The sequence below is a fragment of the Aquimarina sp. ERC-38 genome, from assembly GCF_026222555.1.
In the GTDB taxonomy this organism is placed as follows: domain Bacteria; phylum Bacteroidota; class Bacteroidia; order Flavobacteriales; family Flavobacteriaceae; genus Aquimarina.
Genome location: NZ_CP098511.1, coordinates 1,799,638 through 1,816,647 on the forward strand (window position 1 = coordinate 1,799,638; position 17,010 = coordinate 1,816,647).

Annotated in this window: 15 protein-coding genes; 8 read left to right on the plus strand and 7 right to left on the minus strand. The window is 36.1% G+C overall.

Annotated elements, in window-relative coordinates:
- Positions 1-74: 74 nt before the first annotated feature.
- Positions 75-824 carry an SDR family NAD(P)-dependent oxidoreductase gene (locus NBT05_RS07545; RefSeq protein WP_265772880.1) on the minus strand — a complete coding sequence of 250 codons (750 nt, stop codon included), beginning with the start codon at positions 822-824 and terminating at the stop codon, positions 75-77.
- Positions 825-1,133: 309 nt separating this feature from the next.
- Between NBT05_RS07545 and NBT05_RS07550 the strand changes: the two genes are divergently transcribed.
- Positions 1,134-1,709, plus strand: a complete 576-nt coding sequence (locus tag NBT05_RS07550; RefSeq protein ID WP_265773221.1) for a VOC family protein — start codon at positions 1,134-1,136, stop codon at positions 1,707-1,709.
- Positions 1,710-1,807: 98 nt separating this feature from the next.
- On the opposite strand, the gene NBT05_RS07555 is transcribed toward NBT05_RS07550, so the two are convergent.
- Positions 1,808-3,154, minus strand: a complete 1,347-nt coding sequence (locus NBT05_RS07555) for a POTRA domain-containing protein (protein WP_265772881.1) — start codon at positions 3,152-3,154, stop codon at positions 1,808-1,810.
- A 406-nt stretch (positions 3,155-3,560) separates the two neighbouring features.
- Here NBT05_RS07555 and NBT05_RS07560 point away from each other — a divergent pair, with 406 nt between their 5' ends.
- A complete protein-coding gene (locus NBT05_RS07560; RefSeq protein WP_265772882.1) occupies positions 3,561-4,358 on the plus strand; it encodes a DUF2490 domain-containing protein in 798 nt (265 codons plus the stop codon).
- 10 nt (positions 4,359-4,368) lie between these two features.
- Positions 4,369-5,220: an MORN repeat-containing protein gene (locus NBT05_RS07565; protein WP_265772883.1), complete on the plus strand. Its 852-nt coding sequence runs from the start codon at positions 4,369-4,371 to the stop codon at positions 5,218-5,220.
- A 49-nt stretch (positions 5,221-5,269) separates the two neighbouring features.
- On the opposite strand, the gene NBT05_RS07570 is transcribed toward NBT05_RS07565, so the two are convergent.
- From NBT05_RS07570 to NBT05_RS07580, 3 genes are all read right to left on the minus strand, one after another.
- Positions 5,270-5,908, minus strand: coding sequence for a response regulator transcription factor (locus NBT05_RS07570; RefSeq protein WP_265772884.1), 639 nt, complete (start codon positions 5,906-5,908; stop codon positions 5,270-5,272).
- Entirely contained in the window at positions 5,905-6,657 is a 753-nt protein-coding gene (locus tag NBT05_RS07575) for a sensor histidine kinase (protein WP_265772885.1), read from the minus strand. The genes NBT05_RS07570 and NBT05_RS07575 overlap by 4 nt, the downstream gene beginning before the upstream one ends.
- A gap of 629 nt (positions 6,658-7,286) precedes the next feature.
- Positions 7,287-7,904, minus strand: coding sequence for a hypothetical protein (locus NBT05_RS07580; protein ID WP_265772886.1), 618 nt, complete (start codon positions 7,902-7,904; stop codon positions 7,287-7,289).
- 272 nt (positions 7,905-8,176) lie between these two features.
- On the opposite strand from NBT05_RS07580, the gene NBT05_RS07585 reads away from it, so the two are divergent.
- From NBT05_RS07585 to NBT05_RS07605, 5 genes are all read left to right on the plus strand, one after another.
- Positions 8,177-9,019: a hypothetical protein gene (locus tag NBT05_RS07585; RefSeq protein ID WP_265772887.1), complete on the plus strand. Its 843-nt coding sequence runs from the start codon at positions 8,177-8,179 to the stop codon at positions 9,017-9,019.
- Positions 9,020-9,029: 10 nt separating this feature from the next.
- A complete protein-coding gene (locus tag NBT05_RS07590) occupies positions 9,030-9,482 on the plus strand; it encodes a hypothetical protein (protein ID WP_265772888.1) in 453 nt (150 codons plus the stop codon).
- Positions 9,483-9,491: 9 nt separating this feature from the next.
- A complete protein-coding gene (locus NBT05_RS07595) occupies positions 9,492-10,256 on the plus strand; it encodes a hypothetical protein (RefSeq protein WP_265772889.1) in 765 nt (254 codons plus the stop codon).
- Positions 10,257-10,390: 134 nt separating this feature from the next.
- Positions 10,391-10,975: a hypothetical protein gene (locus tag NBT05_RS07600; protein ID WP_265772890.1), complete on the plus strand. Its 585-nt coding sequence runs from the start codon at positions 10,391-10,393 to the stop codon at positions 10,973-10,975.
- A gap of 1 nt (position 10,976) precedes the next feature.
- A complete protein-coding gene (locus NBT05_RS07605) occupies positions 10,977-12,722 on the plus strand; it encodes a S8 family serine peptidase (RefSeq protein ID WP_265772891.1) in 1,746 nt (581 codons plus the stop codon).
- 39 nt (positions 12,723-12,761) lie between these two features.
- On the opposite strand, the gene NBT05_RS07610 is transcribed toward NBT05_RS07605, so the two are convergent.
- Positions 12,762-13,547: a DNA-formamidopyrimidine glycosylase family protein gene (locus tag NBT05_RS07610; RefSeq protein ID WP_265772892.1), complete on the minus strand. Its 786-nt coding sequence runs from the start codon at positions 13,545-13,547 to the stop codon at positions 12,762-12,764.
- 298 nt (positions 13,548-13,845) lie between these two features.
- Positions 13,846-16,815 (minus strand): S8 family serine peptidase, encoded by a 2,970-nt coding sequence (locus NBT05_RS07615; protein ID WP_265772893.1) that lies wholly within the window; start codon positions 16,813-16,815, stop codon positions 13,846-13,848.
- Positions 16,816-17,010 lie beyond the last annotated feature (195 nt).

A 17,010-nucleotide genomic window follows, 5' to 3' on the forward strand; every position in this document is an offset into this window, starting at 1 on the left:
AAGTGTCCAGTGAGGGTTCAAGACCCGCCTGCGGACGGGCAGGTCGCTATCGCTTCTGGAACCAAGAATTAAGCTTAATTTCTTCCGGCCATTACTCCGCCATCCGTATCCCAGATAGCTCCGGTCACCCATCCGGCTTGATCCGATAGTAAGTAGGTAATGGTATTTGCTACATCTTGAGCTTGTCCGTTACGACCTATAGGATGAAAAGCATTAAAACCTTTAAGTCCTTCTTTTGCCTCTGATCTTCCTCCAAAAACGCTATCGTATACCGGAGTTTCCACAACTGCCGGGGATACTGCATTTACCCGGATTTTATGGTCGGCAAGTTCCATAGCCAAATGTTGGGTTAAAGAATGTAGCCCGGCTTTTTGCATGGAGTAAGCAGAAGAAGGGGTTGCTTTTACTGCCTGCTTGGCCCACATGGATCCTACATTTACAATAGCACCTCCATCAGTTTCACTCATTTTTTTGGCAGCTGCCTGAGTAATAAAGAAAAACCCTCTGTTAAGGTCCTGATACGAATCGTAATCTGTTGTTGTATGATCCAAAAATGCTTTAGGACCAAAAATACCAGAGGCATTTACAAGATAATCAAGGTTGTCAAGCTCGTTAATTTGTGCAATCAATTTCTCAGTTTCCTCACTATTAGTTATATCTACTTTATGCGTATGTAAATCACCGCTTGCCTGACTTTTAAAAGACGAAAGTTTGTCATCATTAGTTCCTACTACGTGTACTTCACATCCTTGATCCAATAAGGTTTCTGCGGTTGCTCTACCGATACCACTGCTTCCACCTACGATTAATGCTCTTTTGCTCATGTTTTTTATTTAAGAGTTATAAATTATTTGTGATACAAAAGTAGAGGACGTTTCTTCCTTTAAATAGTGATAAAACGAGAATGAATGGTAATTATAGGAAATGGTGAGTTTCTTTGCTTTGTAAAGCGAAATTACTGGTTAACCATAGTATTAGTAATTGTAATTTAAAACAGATAATATCCTATTATTTTATCTAAGCTTTAATCTATATCTCATTATAAGCTTACCTTTAAATTTCATTACATTGTTTTTATTATCAAAAGAGCTATAGACCATATTGTATATGCCGTTGCAGACTTAGATTCTGCAATAAATGAATTTGAAGAAAAAATAGGCGTACGACCGATATTCGGAGGGTACCATAAAACACAAGGTACAAAAAATGCCCTGGTAAATCTGGACAATGGGTGTTACTTGGAAATTATAGCGATTGATGATACTAATGCTGACGTCAATCCACCCAGGTGGATGGGAGTTGATATGTTATCCAAGGATCAAATTACACGTTTTGCCATTAAATCAAATAGCTTACAAAAGGATGCGGATATACTTAACAAATGGAATGATCGCATGGGTACTATTGCCAGGGGATCCCGGAATACCGCAGAAGGTACTTTTTTACAATGGGAGTTACTGATGCCCCTAGCCACACCGGAAGTAGAACTAATTCCTTTTATGATTGACTGGTCTAAAAGTGAAATTCATCCTTCGGAATTTTTACCGAATATGGGGTGTCAACTTATAGAACTATATGGTACACATCCTGACCCTCGTAAATTTGATGAGTTATTTAAAGACTTAAATTATGATTTTAGGATTAAAAAAGCAACCGAAGTGGCTATAAAGCTCGTCTTACAAACCCCTAACGGAAAAGTTGAGTTATGATTTTAGGAAAGTAGTATTTGCAAAATTAAAATTGTGAATGCCTTTTCCGCGTGTTTAGTAGATAAAACTACAATCCTAGTTTTAAGATTGGGGTCAGACTAAAAATATTGTCCGATACCGAAAACCACTCCGTTTTCTCCGTCCCCAGTGACATTAAAACCATAGTCAAATCGTATCACCGCGTTAAATATTCGTTTATGAATTAGTCGGAAACCTACTCCGGGATATACTCTAAAACGATCTTCAGAAAATATATCGTTAAGATCGTTTCCAGGGCGCTGAATTCCACTTATATCCACAAATGCGTTACCCTGAAGGACAAACCAGTTTTTTTCAATCAGAGAGTATCTATATTCTGTATTTACAGCAAATGAAGCAGTACCTCTGTCAATAGTATTTCCAGCTCCACGGGTATTTAATTGATTGTCTATGGTAATAGGAACAAAATTAGTATTATCCACCGGATTACTGTATTGTAATTGAAGTTGATTTGCCCAGTTTCCGCGTTTGCCAATACGTGTAAAATATTGCGTGGTATTATTTAAAATATACTCGGTTTGTAATAATCCTTCATTTTTAAGAAAGTAATTAGCATCAAAAAAATTACGAACACCAGAAAGGTTATGAAATTCCAAGTCCAGGTCTATGTATTCATAAGATGCCCGTACTACCTGGCTATTCAATTCCGGTTCCGGAGCATTAATTGGTATGATGTTTTGCATTTCTTCCTCGATGGTTACGTAGCGTTCTTCAAACGCTCTAAACCCCAGTTCAAACCTATTGTTAAAGTTGTGTTCGTAAAATAACGTAAGTTCAGGACCTCGTAAGGTGTAATTATAATCTGTTTGCTGATCACCGGAATATATAGGTTGTTGTGTAGTAATATCTTGATAATTAATCCCCAGACCTAGTTTATTTGTAAATAAATAGGGATGTTCTAAAAATAAACCAAAGGAATTAAAAACTTCTCTCTGGTAAAATCCACCGGCAATAATGTTTCGTCCCAGTCCGTTAAACTCAAATACGGACACCCTAAAAGAAAAGCTATCATCATTAGCCTGACCAATTCGTAACCCCGGAATAATACTAAAGTTTTCAGTTAAATTATAGGTTACGTTATAATCGTTACCCATTTTTTCTACGGTGTAGGTTGCAAAGGCAACACCATCCAGGCGTTTGATCCGTTCAATATCATTGATGATTTGTAAGGAATCAATGGCCTTGCCTTTTTTAACTTTTATAATACGATCTAAAAAAACGGCTTTAGTCTTTTTGTTTCCTGTATAGTTAATTTCATTGACTACACCTTGTTGTGCGCAGATATTAGTAACACCAAGCATTAAAAATACCAGGTAGAACAACTTTTGTTTATATATATGAGTGATGCGTATAATAGTTTTATCTGTATTTGTGAGTACTAAGAGTCGTAAAAGGTTTAAGATCATTACCAGAGTCTTTTGTTTTTAGTTTTGAAGTTTGATACAGCGAGTTCATATTTAGTCTTGACGAATTAACACTTTCCACTATATTCTTATTAAAAAGATCAATAAATACCTTAAAAGAGGGATAGTATTACTAATTTGATAATTTATTTGATTTTCCTAATTAAACTTTAGAAAATTAAACCTTATTAATAATTCTGTTCTAAGAAAAAATTAGGAGAAAGAGAGGTTCATTTAAGAGAATTATACATTTTTATATTTCTAAATAAATAAAATAAATAGTACGTTAGCGGTAATTTTAACCATTATTAATTCAACTAACAAACCTGCTAGAACTGTGCTATTATCTTTTCCATGTATAATTGGTAAGTTTTCCTGCTTTAGTTTGCCAAATACCACGTTTATCTTTTTGCTTGTTCTCCTACTCGGGCAATCCGTAAAAACAAACGCCCAGGAAGAAGCTGAATTACTGCCCGAACGATCGGTATTTAAAGAACCTACTACTAAATACTGGATCAATACTTACGGTAATATTCGTATTTCCAAAAAATTATTTTGGGTAGCGCAGACACATTTTAGGTTTCAAGAAAGTGAGGATATTCCTTTTGCCGGAAAAGTAGCGCAAATTTATAACCGGCATGCATTAGGGTATATCTATTCAAAAAAGATCAACTTCGCCCTGGGAGGTGTACTTCGATTGAATTATGACGTAAATGATGAGAATGAAGATCGCAATATGATTCCTGAATATCGAATTTGGCACCAGTATCAATTTGCCATGGAAGTTGGTCGAGCTATCGCTTACCATCGATTTAGAATCGAACACCGCTGGTCCAAAGGGTTTAAGGAAGAGAGTGAGTATATTTTTAGAAATCGATGGAGATATATGTTCCGTTTAAAGATTCCTATTAATAAACCCCATATTGAATCTAATGTTTTTTATGTAGCTCCGGAAGCTGAATTAATTATGCAAAGTGGCGAACCAGTTATCGCAAGCCCAATGGAAGACCTTAGGTTGCATACTAGTTTTGGGTATATTTTCTCTCCTCAACTTACTGCCGCTACAGGGTTAATGTATAATATGGGACAGACTCTAGATAACGGAGGTATTTGGAAACAAGGCTGGACGATCCGAATGCACTTGTATTTTTCACCGGATTTCAGAAAAAAGAAGAACAAACTACCGGAAGTTCATTTCAGGGATTAACAATAGCAATATGACTACGAAAAAGAAATTAACCTCAACCGTATTATTGTCAGTTAGTGTGATTTCAACTTTATTGGCAATTTATTTTGGATTTAAATATTACAATTTGAATGCTAATGAGGGAAAGAATACAGATGATTTTGAGAGTAACCGGAAATCTGACGAACAATACGAACAAGCATCTAAAAAAATTGATTCGTTAATTCTGGTAGAAGAATATGTCGCTGCGGAAGCTTTACTAAAAGAATTGAAAGCAGTCAGGAAAGTACAAACGGATCTAGGCAGTGAAGCCCGGAGCAAATTATTGAGTACGCTTATAAATACAAAGAAAGAGAACCAGGCTATCGTTAAAAATAGAATAGCAGGTGATTCTGTAAATAAAAACGAAGTGCCTGTAGATAGTCTGTTAAAGGAAGAACTGATCACTAAATTGAATAGTGCCAAATCTAAAGTCCGATCTTTACAAAACCAATTAACTAAAACCGCTGAAAACGAATATTTAACTTTTAAAACCTCTAAAGGAACCGGACTTCATTATGTAGGCCAGGTTAAAAAACATAAGGCAAATGGTTTTGGGATCGCACTATTGGAAACCGGAAGCCGTTATGAAGGTACCTGGAAAAATAACCTTCGGGATGGATACGGTAAGTTTTACTGGGATGACGGAGAACATTACGAAGGGGCATATAAAAATGATAAGCGCGAGGGACAGGGAACCTATTTTTGGAAAAATGGTGAAAGGTACACGGGAGAATGGAAAGATGATCAACGGAACGGTCATGGTGAATTTTACAATAAAAAAGGAAAGATAAAAGCCAGCGGTACCTGGGAAAAAGATAAACTGGTTCAAGAAGATAAATAATTCTTCTTTTAAAATTGGTGTGATTTTTTCTACTTGTAGTTTGTGATCTCTAAACTTCAACAATCTTATGTCGTATGGCGTACATGACCAGGCCGGTTCGACTACGGGTTTGTAATTTTTCAAACAGGGCATCCCGATATCCGTCAATTGTTTTAGGGCTTAAAAACATCTTTTGAGCAATTTCTTTATAGGTCAATTCTTCACAAACCCATTTTAAAAATTCGATTTCCCGGTCTTTAAGTACGATCTTATCGGATTTACCATTTAAGGAATTAATTAAAATTGTCGATACTTCTTTAGTATGGTAAAACCCGGTATTCATCAATTCTAAAAGCCCGGTGTATAATTCATTTTTTTCAACATCTTTTAAAATATACCCTTTGGCACCTGCTTTTAACATTTTAATAATAGTTTCTTCTTCATTTTCAACCGATAGGGCCAACACTTTAATTTCCGGATATTTTTCTTTTAATATCCGGGTGGTTTCAATACCGTTTAAAATAGGCATTTTTACATCCATTAAAATAATATCAGGCAGCTTGTTTTCATTTTCTAACTTGTCCAGTAAATCCCTGCCATTACAACAGAGGTAACTGGCATTAAAACTATTAAAGGAGTTAACCAGGCTGCTCAAGGCTTGTGCTAACAGTACGTGGTCGTCAACCACAACAACGGTATAATTATTCATTCTTTATAAAAATATAAAATAGAGAGTTTAGTGCCTTGATGTAAGGTAGAATCAATTTGCGCAGTTGCCCCGATAAGTTGCGCCCTTTTTACAATATTACTTAAACCAATTCCTAAGGTATCCGTATCCGAATTATTAAAACCAATACCGTCGTCAATTGCATCAATTTTTAAATGGGTGGCTTTAAAATCAATATACAAACTTAACTCAGTCGCTTTTGCATGTTTTATGGTATTTGAAAAAAACTCCTGTAAAATTCTAAAAAGTACAATTTCAACTCTTGCATCCAATTCTACAACGGTTCCTTTTGTTTTTACCGAAGCTTTTAAATATTTTAATCGGTTAAAACGTTCAATCTCCTGTCGCAATGCCTCAACAAAAGAAATATTTTTTAAAGCCTCAGGGTTTGCTGCTTTGGACAACGTCCGTAACGCCTCTAGCGCATTAGTCAGAGTTTGGTTAATCGCTTCCTTATGATCATCATTTTGTAACTGTAATTTAGCCAAAGTAATCAACTGCCCAATATTATCATGTAATTCCCAACTAATATTACGAAAAGTTTCTTCCTTAATTTCAATTTTTGAGGTGATAATTTCTTTTTCAAACCGCTTTTCAGCATCTTTTTGATTTAAAAGCAATTTATTTTTTCGCTTTTGAAAGATAATAAATAACGTCACTAACACCACCGCGATGCAAAAGGCAACGATAGATAGTAATAGGAATAAGTCATTTATTTCTTTTTCGTCCATAAAAACCCTAAAATATAACAGGTGTAAGCAATCAAGTTAAGTAAATTTAGGACGATTTTATAACTTAACATTTCTGTTTTTAAATAACTTACGAGTAGCATTAAAGGCAATAAACCCACAAATAAAATTAAGTTGCCCATTGTTATCCAAAATGGGAGACTATTTTTAAAACTAAAGATTGTATTACTTCGTAAAATTTGTAGATAGTATAAGAGTGTACAAACTATGATACTTATTACTCCAATTGAAAAATGATTGACCGAAACTTTACTAAAAAAATCCAGATCAATTATTTGTAATAAAACTCCAATTAAATAAAAAGTTATTAAAGAATAAATTGCTTTTCTATTAACAATAATTGTTGAATACCAATACAGAAAATATGAAAAATAAAAAAATAACAATCCATTATAAACAAACCAGTTTGATATTTCGGTATATGTTTTTACTAAATAACCAGTAATATCAAACAAAAAGACTATCCAAAAAAAGTAAACGAAATTTTTTTCACTGGTTTGTTTATACTTGGGATAAGTTATAGTTGCAACTATGGCTGCAACCAACTCCATAAAACTAATACTAAATTTTAAAAAAAGGGTGCTATACATTGAGTTGAGGGTTTTTTAATTTTAATCTTCTGGTACAAGAGAGTCGCCTCCCATATGTCCAAAATTTGAAGCTTCCATACCTTCAATAGGTCTATTTTTGTCTTCATTGACTACAGATTGAACCAACTGAGTTGAATTGTTATTCTTTCTCACTTGATTTTTTGGCGATTGCGTAGTTCCAATCATAAATAATGTTAGTTTCCCCTTTTCTATATAGTCACGAGTGATAATATTGTTTACACCAAAATAAAATTTAAGCCCTAAATTTTTATAATTTTTTTTCTGTGCTTCTAATTCAGTATATTTAATATACTCTTTTATTTGTTTGATGGGGAACCAAATAGATCTTGGGTCTTTAATACCCAATTCTTTTTGAACAATATTCAATCGATCTACTGTATAAGCAGTTTCAAAACTTCTTATTTTTGTTGTGTCAATATAGAATCTGCTAAGAAACTCTTCATCTACAGTTTTATCTTGCTTTATTATATTTTGTAAGCTATCTACTTTAGACCTTAACTTTTTTATAGTAACACTTTGGTCATCACCATTTCCTTTTTGCTGAATTTGATCACATGCTGTTAATAAAGATACAGTTACTACAAGTACTACTAGATTTCTGTGAAGTAATTTTTTCATGATAGTTATATATTTTTTAATTAAGGCGGCAAGATAGAAAAGCCAACCTCTCTATAAAACCGTGTTTTCACCCTTTTTTACTATACTTTTTCCTTTACTACCAGATGAAAAACATCGCAATTATAATCCGTTAAAAACCAATACGTAAAAGGCGTTTTTCCTCTCGATTATAAGTTTATTGCCAGCCATCTTTGTACTTGTATTTCATGAACTACATAGGGGCAGCCGAAAAACTATACGAGAGAGTAGGCATTATTATAAACTTAATTATTATGAATTTATACGAAGAAGTTTTTCATGGGGAATCTTTTAGTGAAGAAGATTTTTATGAAGCAGCACGATATGCTTTTCATCAGGAATTATACGATGCAAGCCAGGAAGATATTGATGAGTACCTGATCGAACAGATTAGCGAGATGTCACCAGAAGAGGTTGCAGAATTCTGGGGGAAGTTAAAAAATATTGCTAAAAAGGTAGGTTCGGGTGTATTAAAAGTAGCATCCGTAGCAGCGCCAATTGCGGGAACCGCTTTAGGAGCAAAATTTGGAGCTCCACACTTAGGTAAGATGGTAGGCGGTATGGCTGGAAACCTTGCCGGGGCAGGAGCCAAGGCACTAGATCGTAATATTCGGCGGTCCGGACGCTCTTATAGACGTCGTCGTGGGGGGAGCAGAAGAAGATTGGATCCGAGAGTTAGAGGGGTTTTACGTAGATCCGGAAGGCATTTACGAAGAGCAGGAAGAGCTGCAATCAGGGGAGCAAATCGTTACGCTGCCCAAAATCCGGTAAGACCAAGATACCGGTGGGGAGAAGATTTTAACGAAAATTCGTCAGCTACCTTATCCAAGGTAATCGATAACCCTCAATTTCAGGCGTTAATGTTCGGGCGGGCTCATGGAGATTCGCATACTGAAAATATTACCGAAAATGATTATGACTATATAGACTTAATGGAAACGGTAAATTATCTGACAGAAGGCATCCTTGCAGATTATTATAAAGAAGATTTACTGGATGATGATACGTATGCTGTCAATGAATACGGAGAGTTAATTGTCAACAACCCGGAAGAAAGAGCAGAAAGAGCAGAAAGTCTGATTGAAGAATTGATATAAAGAGTAAAGCATGAAACCAATTCTTGAATATCTAAAGGCACAAAAACCGGAGCTTACCGAAATGATTACGATGATTGAAGCCATACAGGCTACACAGCAAAATACTCATGAAGAGGATAGCACAATTGAAGACGAGGATACTATAGAAATACAGCATCCTGATGCAACAAAGCATCAATCTAGAGAGCTTCCGGAAAGCATAAGTAGGTTACAAGAAGCATTACATCATTCGCAACGGGTTATTAACTATTTAAAAAGAGAGGTAGTTAATGAATCTGCAATTAATTATGATTTTGCTTTGGCCGTAGGAGCTTGCCCGGATTGTTTTGGGTGCGATGCCTATTGTGAGCAATGCGAAGGCAAGGGTACCCCGGGATTTTACATGCCCGATCCATCCTACTATTCAGAATTGGTTTTACCAGCTTTACATAGAGTAGAACAAAAAAATAATAACAATAAATAAGAAAATATTATGTATTACGCAGATGATTTATATGACGAAAGTCTACTAATAGAAGACCTGTTAGATGATGGTTACTTCGAAGATGACCTTCTAGACGACGATTTGTTAGACGAAGATGATTTTGAACTGGAGGAGGAGTATGGAGAAAGTTTTGACGAACGAAAGCCTTACCGTCGAAACTCAAGATCCCGTTACAACAAATTTAAAAGACTTTCACCACGATTAAGCAGCCGGGTTAAAAAGCGTTCAAACTTTGGAAGGCGTTTACCAAATAAAACCGGAAAGTACATTACCAAAACAGATTTAAAAACAGCATTAAATGCGATTTCTAAAGATGTCAACGGGATTAAAAAGAGTGTAATTTCTAACGGAAAAACGGTGAAAGCCCTGGATGGAAAGTATGCAACTATTGTAAAAGATATTGCCAGGAAAGATGCAAATCAAACTAAAGTTCTTAAAAATATGCAACAAATGAGCATGTTAAGTTCGTTGTTAAATAAACCGAAATTTGATGAATCTAACCTGGAAGTTAACATTCCGCAGGATGGTGAAGGCGAAGTAACCGTTAAAGAAAAAGTAGATAACAAAACGGTAAATTTTGACCAAACCTTAAGCTTGTTACTCCCGATGCTTACAACTGCGGGTGACTCAGGAACTGGTAAATCATCCAATGATATGATGTTACCGTTAATACTCCTGATGAATAATAACAACTCAGGATCATCTGATACAAATGCGATGTTACCTATACTATTGTTAATGATGAATAAATAGTTTTTTACGAATCTAATAGAGGTTATTATATAAAATAAAAGTTTAAAAAACGCTATTTAGTATACCCAACTTAAAAAAGGGTTGAACAAATAACAACTGTAATAACCTCTATTTTAACTTAAAAACAAAAAGTAATGAGTACTACCAAAACATTTAATAACGAAAAGCTTTTCAATAAAACGAAGGATACTATTAACGGTATTAAAAAACATAGAATATATGAGTTTGCTAAAAAAGAAGAAGCTATCGGGAAAAATAGTTTTACAAATTCTGCAATTAATGAAATTAAAGAAATAGTAAAAACCTACGGGGAAGAAGTAAAACAGCAAACGCAAACAATTCAAAAACGTTTTGACAATCACTTTAACATGATCCTGGAGCCTAATACAAAAGCTTTAATTGATAAGTTCAACATCCCCCTGGACAACTGGCAGCAACAATTTGTAAAAAATGACCTGGATAAAATTCAATCCAACCTTAAAGATCCTGAGTTCAAAAAGAAATTACAAAAAGTAAAAGCCTTAAAAAATTCGCTGGAACTTAAAAAGAGTTATAAATTATATCAAAGTGCTTTAACAGAAGAGTTTGTAGCGGAGTTCTCTGAAATGCTTGGAAAAATATCAATGCCTGATATTGTACAAATTATGCCTTTTTTAAGAAAGGTAACTTCATTTATAGATGAAATTAAAGAACAGGGGTTAACTACTACAAACATATAGGATGGATCCAAAATTAAAATTAATTGTACGAGGGAATCCCCGGGAAGAACTCTCTTTACTGCTAAGGTTGCATAAGGCAAATATATATCCCAAAAATTGTAAGGTTATTTCCCAGTTTGGAGATGTGATCAGTTGCCGGATTTTAAGGAAAAATCTTTTATCGGTATATGATGATAAAGCCACACGTAGTTTAAAAGCACCACAGGTCATCCCGGCTAATTATAAAAATTCGCGCATCACTGATGTTAGTATTGGGGCGTTTCAGGAATTACACCAGAATTTGGTGAGTAGTAACTATAAAAGAAGTCCGGTGGTTTTTGGGATTATTGATTTTGGTTTTGATTTTGGGCATAGGGATTTTCAGGATGCCTATGGGAAAACACGTTTTGAAAAAATATGGGTACAACCTACACCGTATCGCAATTCAAATAAATATGGGTATGGGGAGATTTTTAACGCCCCTGAAATGAACCGAGCAATTACATCTCAGAGCCCATACCGTTTTTTGGGGTACCATCCCGGTAAAAATGATCGATTCGGTAGAGGTATGCACGGAACCCATGTATTGGGAATTGCCGCAAGTTCAGGAGCCTCCGGGGCCAGAGGATTGGCATCTACATCTCCCATCGTAGCCGTGGATATGGGGTCGAGCTATGTAAATGGTTCGGATTTATCTTTAGGAGACTCGGTTAAGTTAATCGAAGGGATCGATTTTATCCTGGAGCAGGCAGGGGAGCGCCCTTGTGTTATTAATTTAAGCTTAGGGGGGCACTGTAGTGACCATACTGGTAAAACCCTGGTAGAAATTGCTTTAAATAATGCAGTTAAAAATAGGAAAGCAACAGTTATCGTACAAAGCACCGGAAATTACTTTAAAGCGGATTGCCACCATGTAGGTATCTTAAAAGAAGGAGAAAGTAAAGAAATTACCTGGTTGTTTAAACGAAGGGACCCCTCTGCCAACGAAATTGAGGTTTGGTATGAAGGCGAAGATCGTATTACCGCCGAATTGTATACAGATAATGGAATTTTAATAGGAAGGTCAGAACCATTTAATGATGCGGTACTCAATTATGATAAAATTCAAAACGGAATTATTTACCATCGGAGCAAAGAACCAAATACTGGAAAGAATCATATTAATATCATCTTGTCTAAACGACCGGAATCCCGAAAACTAATTTTAAAATTAAAAGGGGGACAGGTTAAAAACGGAGAATATCATGTGTATGTAGAGCGGGATGATATGGGGCAATCTCGATTAGCTCCGCAAGATGTCGATACCAATTTTACGATTGGTTCTATCTGTAATGCCCCTTTAACCATAGCAGTTGGGGCATATAATCAAAAAAGCCTGGAACGCGACCCAATGTCCTTTAGCAGTGCTGGACCAACGATTGATCGTCGGGTGAAGCCGGAAGTTCTGGCCCCGGGAAATAAGATTGTTGCAGCCCGTTCTGCTTCAAAATATCAATTAGAACCCGGGCACGGATTGATAGCTAAAAGTGGTTCTAGTATGGCGGCACCTTACGTAGCTTCTTTAGCCGTTAAAATTCTGGAAAAATTTCCTAAGCTTTCTATATATGAGATTCGTCGCTTATTGTTTCAAAGTTGTAATGCCAGAAAGCACCGAAACCAATCTGATGCAAATCAATCCGGCTATGGGATGGTGTCTTATGCAAAGCTTCGGTTTTTACTAAAGCAGAAGCAACGCAGTCAGCAAAGCAAGAATCGACTGCACTACTAGTGAAAAAAGCAGGTTTGGTTAAATCTGATCAAAAATAATTTACAAGTGTTGCCACTTCGGAGAATAGTACGTGGATCTTCCACCTACAACTATCTTTTCAATCTTACCGTTCGTATAATGACAGTCAGCACCAATCTCACGTCTTTTTCGCATCATAAACTGCTCAGGAAAATCTTCATAATGAGCTTCAAGATCAATAGCAGTTTCTATAACATATTGTAATTTAGTATACACCCGTATGATTTCTTCTTCACTCAAATCCGCAACATTCTTTTCCGGGTGAATTTGAGCCTGGTATAATACATCATCTGCAATCCAGTTACCAACCCCGGCGGTAACACTTTGATCCATAATTACTTTTTTAATGGCTGTTTTCCGATTCCGGAGGGCTGCCTTGAATTCTTCTAAGCTAATATCCCGGGTATCTTTACTTAACTTATGTTCTTTTTGATAAGCCTCGATAGTATCTACCAGATCCCAACGACCAAATTTTCTTTTGTTTTCAAAAGCAAAGTGAAAACCGTTTTCAAAAGTCAAAACAATATGCCCGAATTTAGGACGATCTTCTGCTTCTTTATAGTAGGTAGGCTTACCGGTCATCCCAAAATGCATCAATACTATTTTCTTACCGGAGGTTTTTACAAATAGATACTTCCCGATACGTTGAGTACCTGTAAATTCTGAGCCGATTAAAGATGTTTCAAAATCAGCTAAGGGTTTTTTTAATAATCGTGCGTCCCGACAATCAAAAGCCACAATTTTTTGATGAAGGGCGGTGTTTTCCAGATATTGTTGATATCCATATACTTCAGGTAATTCCGGCATTTTTTTTAGCAAATTACATATTATGTATGGATACAAATGCTTACATTCTTAAAAATGCGGACTGTAAAACTAGTATTTCTACTTTTTAAAGTAAGCGTCCGGTGCTTTTTAAAATGATGAAATGTATTCATATGGAAAATTGTAAAGAAAACACAGATTGTAAATACTTTCAGCTTAGGGGTTATCTTCCAGATATGAATTTTAATACGGGTAAAAGATAAATATTGTGATAACTTTTCAAAAATAAAAAACCGCCCTTGCGGACGGTTTTTAGGTTATGGTAATTATACTACGCTGATTATTTGATAAATAAAGATTGCGTTGCTGATTCTTTCCCTTTATATACTTTTATAAAATACATTCCGGGTTTATATTTTTGCATATTTATTTCAACTTTCTTTTTAAATTTAAAACCATCTGAGAGTATTACCTGTCCGCTAAAATTACTGATAATATATTTACCTGTACTAACACCAGGAAATTGAACACTAAACAAACCTGTATTTGGATTAGGAGAGACTGTAAATTTCACATCTCCTTTTACAGGATCCTTCTCATCAATCTGACCACCAGTAGTTATTAAAAAAGTTTCTCCTCCTTCAATCTCTTTATTATCATTTTGTTGAACAACGTCTAGCATCAGTTGTTGCCCTTTTGGTAATTTTTTAAATACATTAAATTTAAATCGTAACGTAAAGGTTTCATTGTATCGTAATGGCACTCGGGTAAAAGCAGTTGAAGCCCCCTCTAAAACCACTCTATTTTCATCGATAATATTGATTCCTTTATTTTTAAAAGACCCCATTTCAAGCATACGTTTAAAGAGTTCTTCGTCCATTTCAACTTCAATGTTCCCTACTTCAAAAAACGGAATTTCAATTCTGTCAAATTTGTCCAGTCCGCGATCAATAAAAGCAATGTTTGTAAATTCGCTTTTCCGGTTGATTCCCCTAACATATAAATTTAAAAACGGATTATCGGTAGTTACCGTATCATATACCATTACATTTTTCCAGGCTATATTGTTATTATTTTTTGCATTGAACGAAATACTTACTCCGTTTTGTTCATTAGCCATAGGATCATTTGCAGAGATGATTCTTGAGGTCAGGCAAAAATGGTGCGCCTGGTTGCCAGCCCCATAATCTGCCGGGTTAGGCGGGAACCACGGAATTTCTACGATAGTAGAACCTCCGGGCGGTATGGAAGGAACATTTACCGATCCGATGATATCACCATTTAATAACGAACCTGCATAATTATTAATAAAATGGGTTGGCCAAGTCAATCCGGTAGATGCACGTGCGAAATAGACTTTAACGACCGCACAGCTTGAGGTAGTCGTACCTCTGTTTCGCACCTTTACGTACACCGCATTAGGTGTAAATTCTTTGTACTCCGGGTTTTGATGTGTGGTACCACCATCCGGGTTTTGACGTACCCAGATATCCTGGCTTCTATAAAAATTAGAGGAAGTATTGTTTGGTTCCTGACCGGTATCATCAGGCCTGTCCTGAGAATACAGGTCAAAGGATTGTGTTCCCGGAGGAGTTGTGATTTGAGCAAGGTTCACTGCAGCCTCAGCATCTACTAGTCCGTATCCCAGTTCGTTGTTCCAGGTACCATTAGGCCGACCCGCACTAAAAGAATAGGTATATAAATCAGTTCGTACTTTTTGGGCACTGGCTTCGATAATTTGTTGTACCTGATCATTGGTTAGGCAAGGGTTTTCGGCTAATACCAGAGCAGCTACTCCTGCTACAAAAGGACATGCTGCAGAAGTACCTCCAAAACTATCTGTATAATCATCATTAGCATAACCATTGTAACCTGCACTTCCCTGCATATCTGTTGCAGAGATACTGGTTCCTCCTGAGACTACATCCAGCGGAGTACCAAAACTACTGCCAGGTCGTGAAGTAGGTCCCCAGGGATCACAAGAGTCAGGGACAATATCGATACGCCCGGACCGCACACCACATCTATCAATGGCACCTACGCAAAGGATTCTAGGATTTGAATTAGATGGATATTCAGCTCCGTTAACATTACCATTACCTGCAGAGAATACAACTACGGATCCTAAACCATCTCGCCCATTGTCTAAAGCATTATTGATCGCATTATTAATTAAACTGGATGGAGAACCACCACCCCAGGAATTACTCAGAATGTCGGCTCCATTTTGCCAGGCCCAGTTAATACCATTAGCTAAGTTTGTACTGGTCAGAATTCTAACACTTATTGACATTAAGCTGGTACGTGGTGCTACCCCGGATACTCCCTCATTATTATCTTGTACTGCTCCTATGATTCCGGCACATGGCGTTCCATGGCGGCCCCAAACTGAGGAAGGAGATGAAGAGGTATGCGTATCAAATCCCGGCCCAAAATTGTTTGTTTGTAAATCCGGATGATCTCTTTCGAATCCCTGATCTATAATGGCAACTTTAATAGCTGAAGAACCTTTTGTAATGTTCCAGGCATCTTCTGCATTCATATCAATGCCGGTAGTACCTCCGTTTTGCCCGGTGTTATTTAACGTCCATTGGTCGTTATAATACGTATCTGCTGTAAAAAATGCGGCAGTAGCAGCTCTTTTTTCGGCTGTTGTGTCTGTATCAAATCCCCATTCTAACATAAAAGAAGGTTCGGCATTATTAAAATTGCCGGATTCATAAAAAGCGTTTGCCATTTGCATCGCATTTAAGCCCTCTTTTTGAGTAACTGAAAGCGTGTACCAAAGCGGCATAAACTGATTTTGCCCGACAATTGTAGTATGGGTCTTTTGTGCAAATTGTTTTAAAATTGCCAGATCCCCTTTATTTTTAAGTTGTACATTAAAATATTGAGTTAGTGCCATCTTCTTTCCGGAAGGATCAAAAAAATACGGATTGACAAAAAGTATTTCTTTTTGCGAATCAAGCTTTTTTTGAAGGGTTTGATACCCCTGTTCCGTTATTTTTGTATCAGAAACTTTGATTTCTGTCCAGTCCAGTCCTTCGTTAGCATTTTGAATATGAGACGAACCAGATAGCGATTGTGCCGTATTATCGCTTACCGTTTTAGTAATACTGGTTAAGGGCATATCCTTAGCAAAACTTTTCTGAATATCGTTCTGCGATTTTGTGACTACAAACAGAAATTCTTTATTGACTTCTAGCGGAACTTTTTTTCCCTGGTAATAGTAGTAATGTTCTTGTGCATACATTCCTGTAGCCCATAATACACAGAAAAGCAATAGCATCTTAGCGTTAAAATTTTTCATGATTATTTGTTTAAAGATTAATTTTTCTCAAATCTAAAGCTCTATTTAATGATAACAACTGGGGAAATTAACCTTTTTATAGGGTGAAAACACCCTTTAATTTTCAGTGTAATTTTTGGATTACCTGCTATGATTCAACTGATACTCATATTATTCTTCTTCTGATAAATGCTTAGGATCAGGAATTCTTTGCAG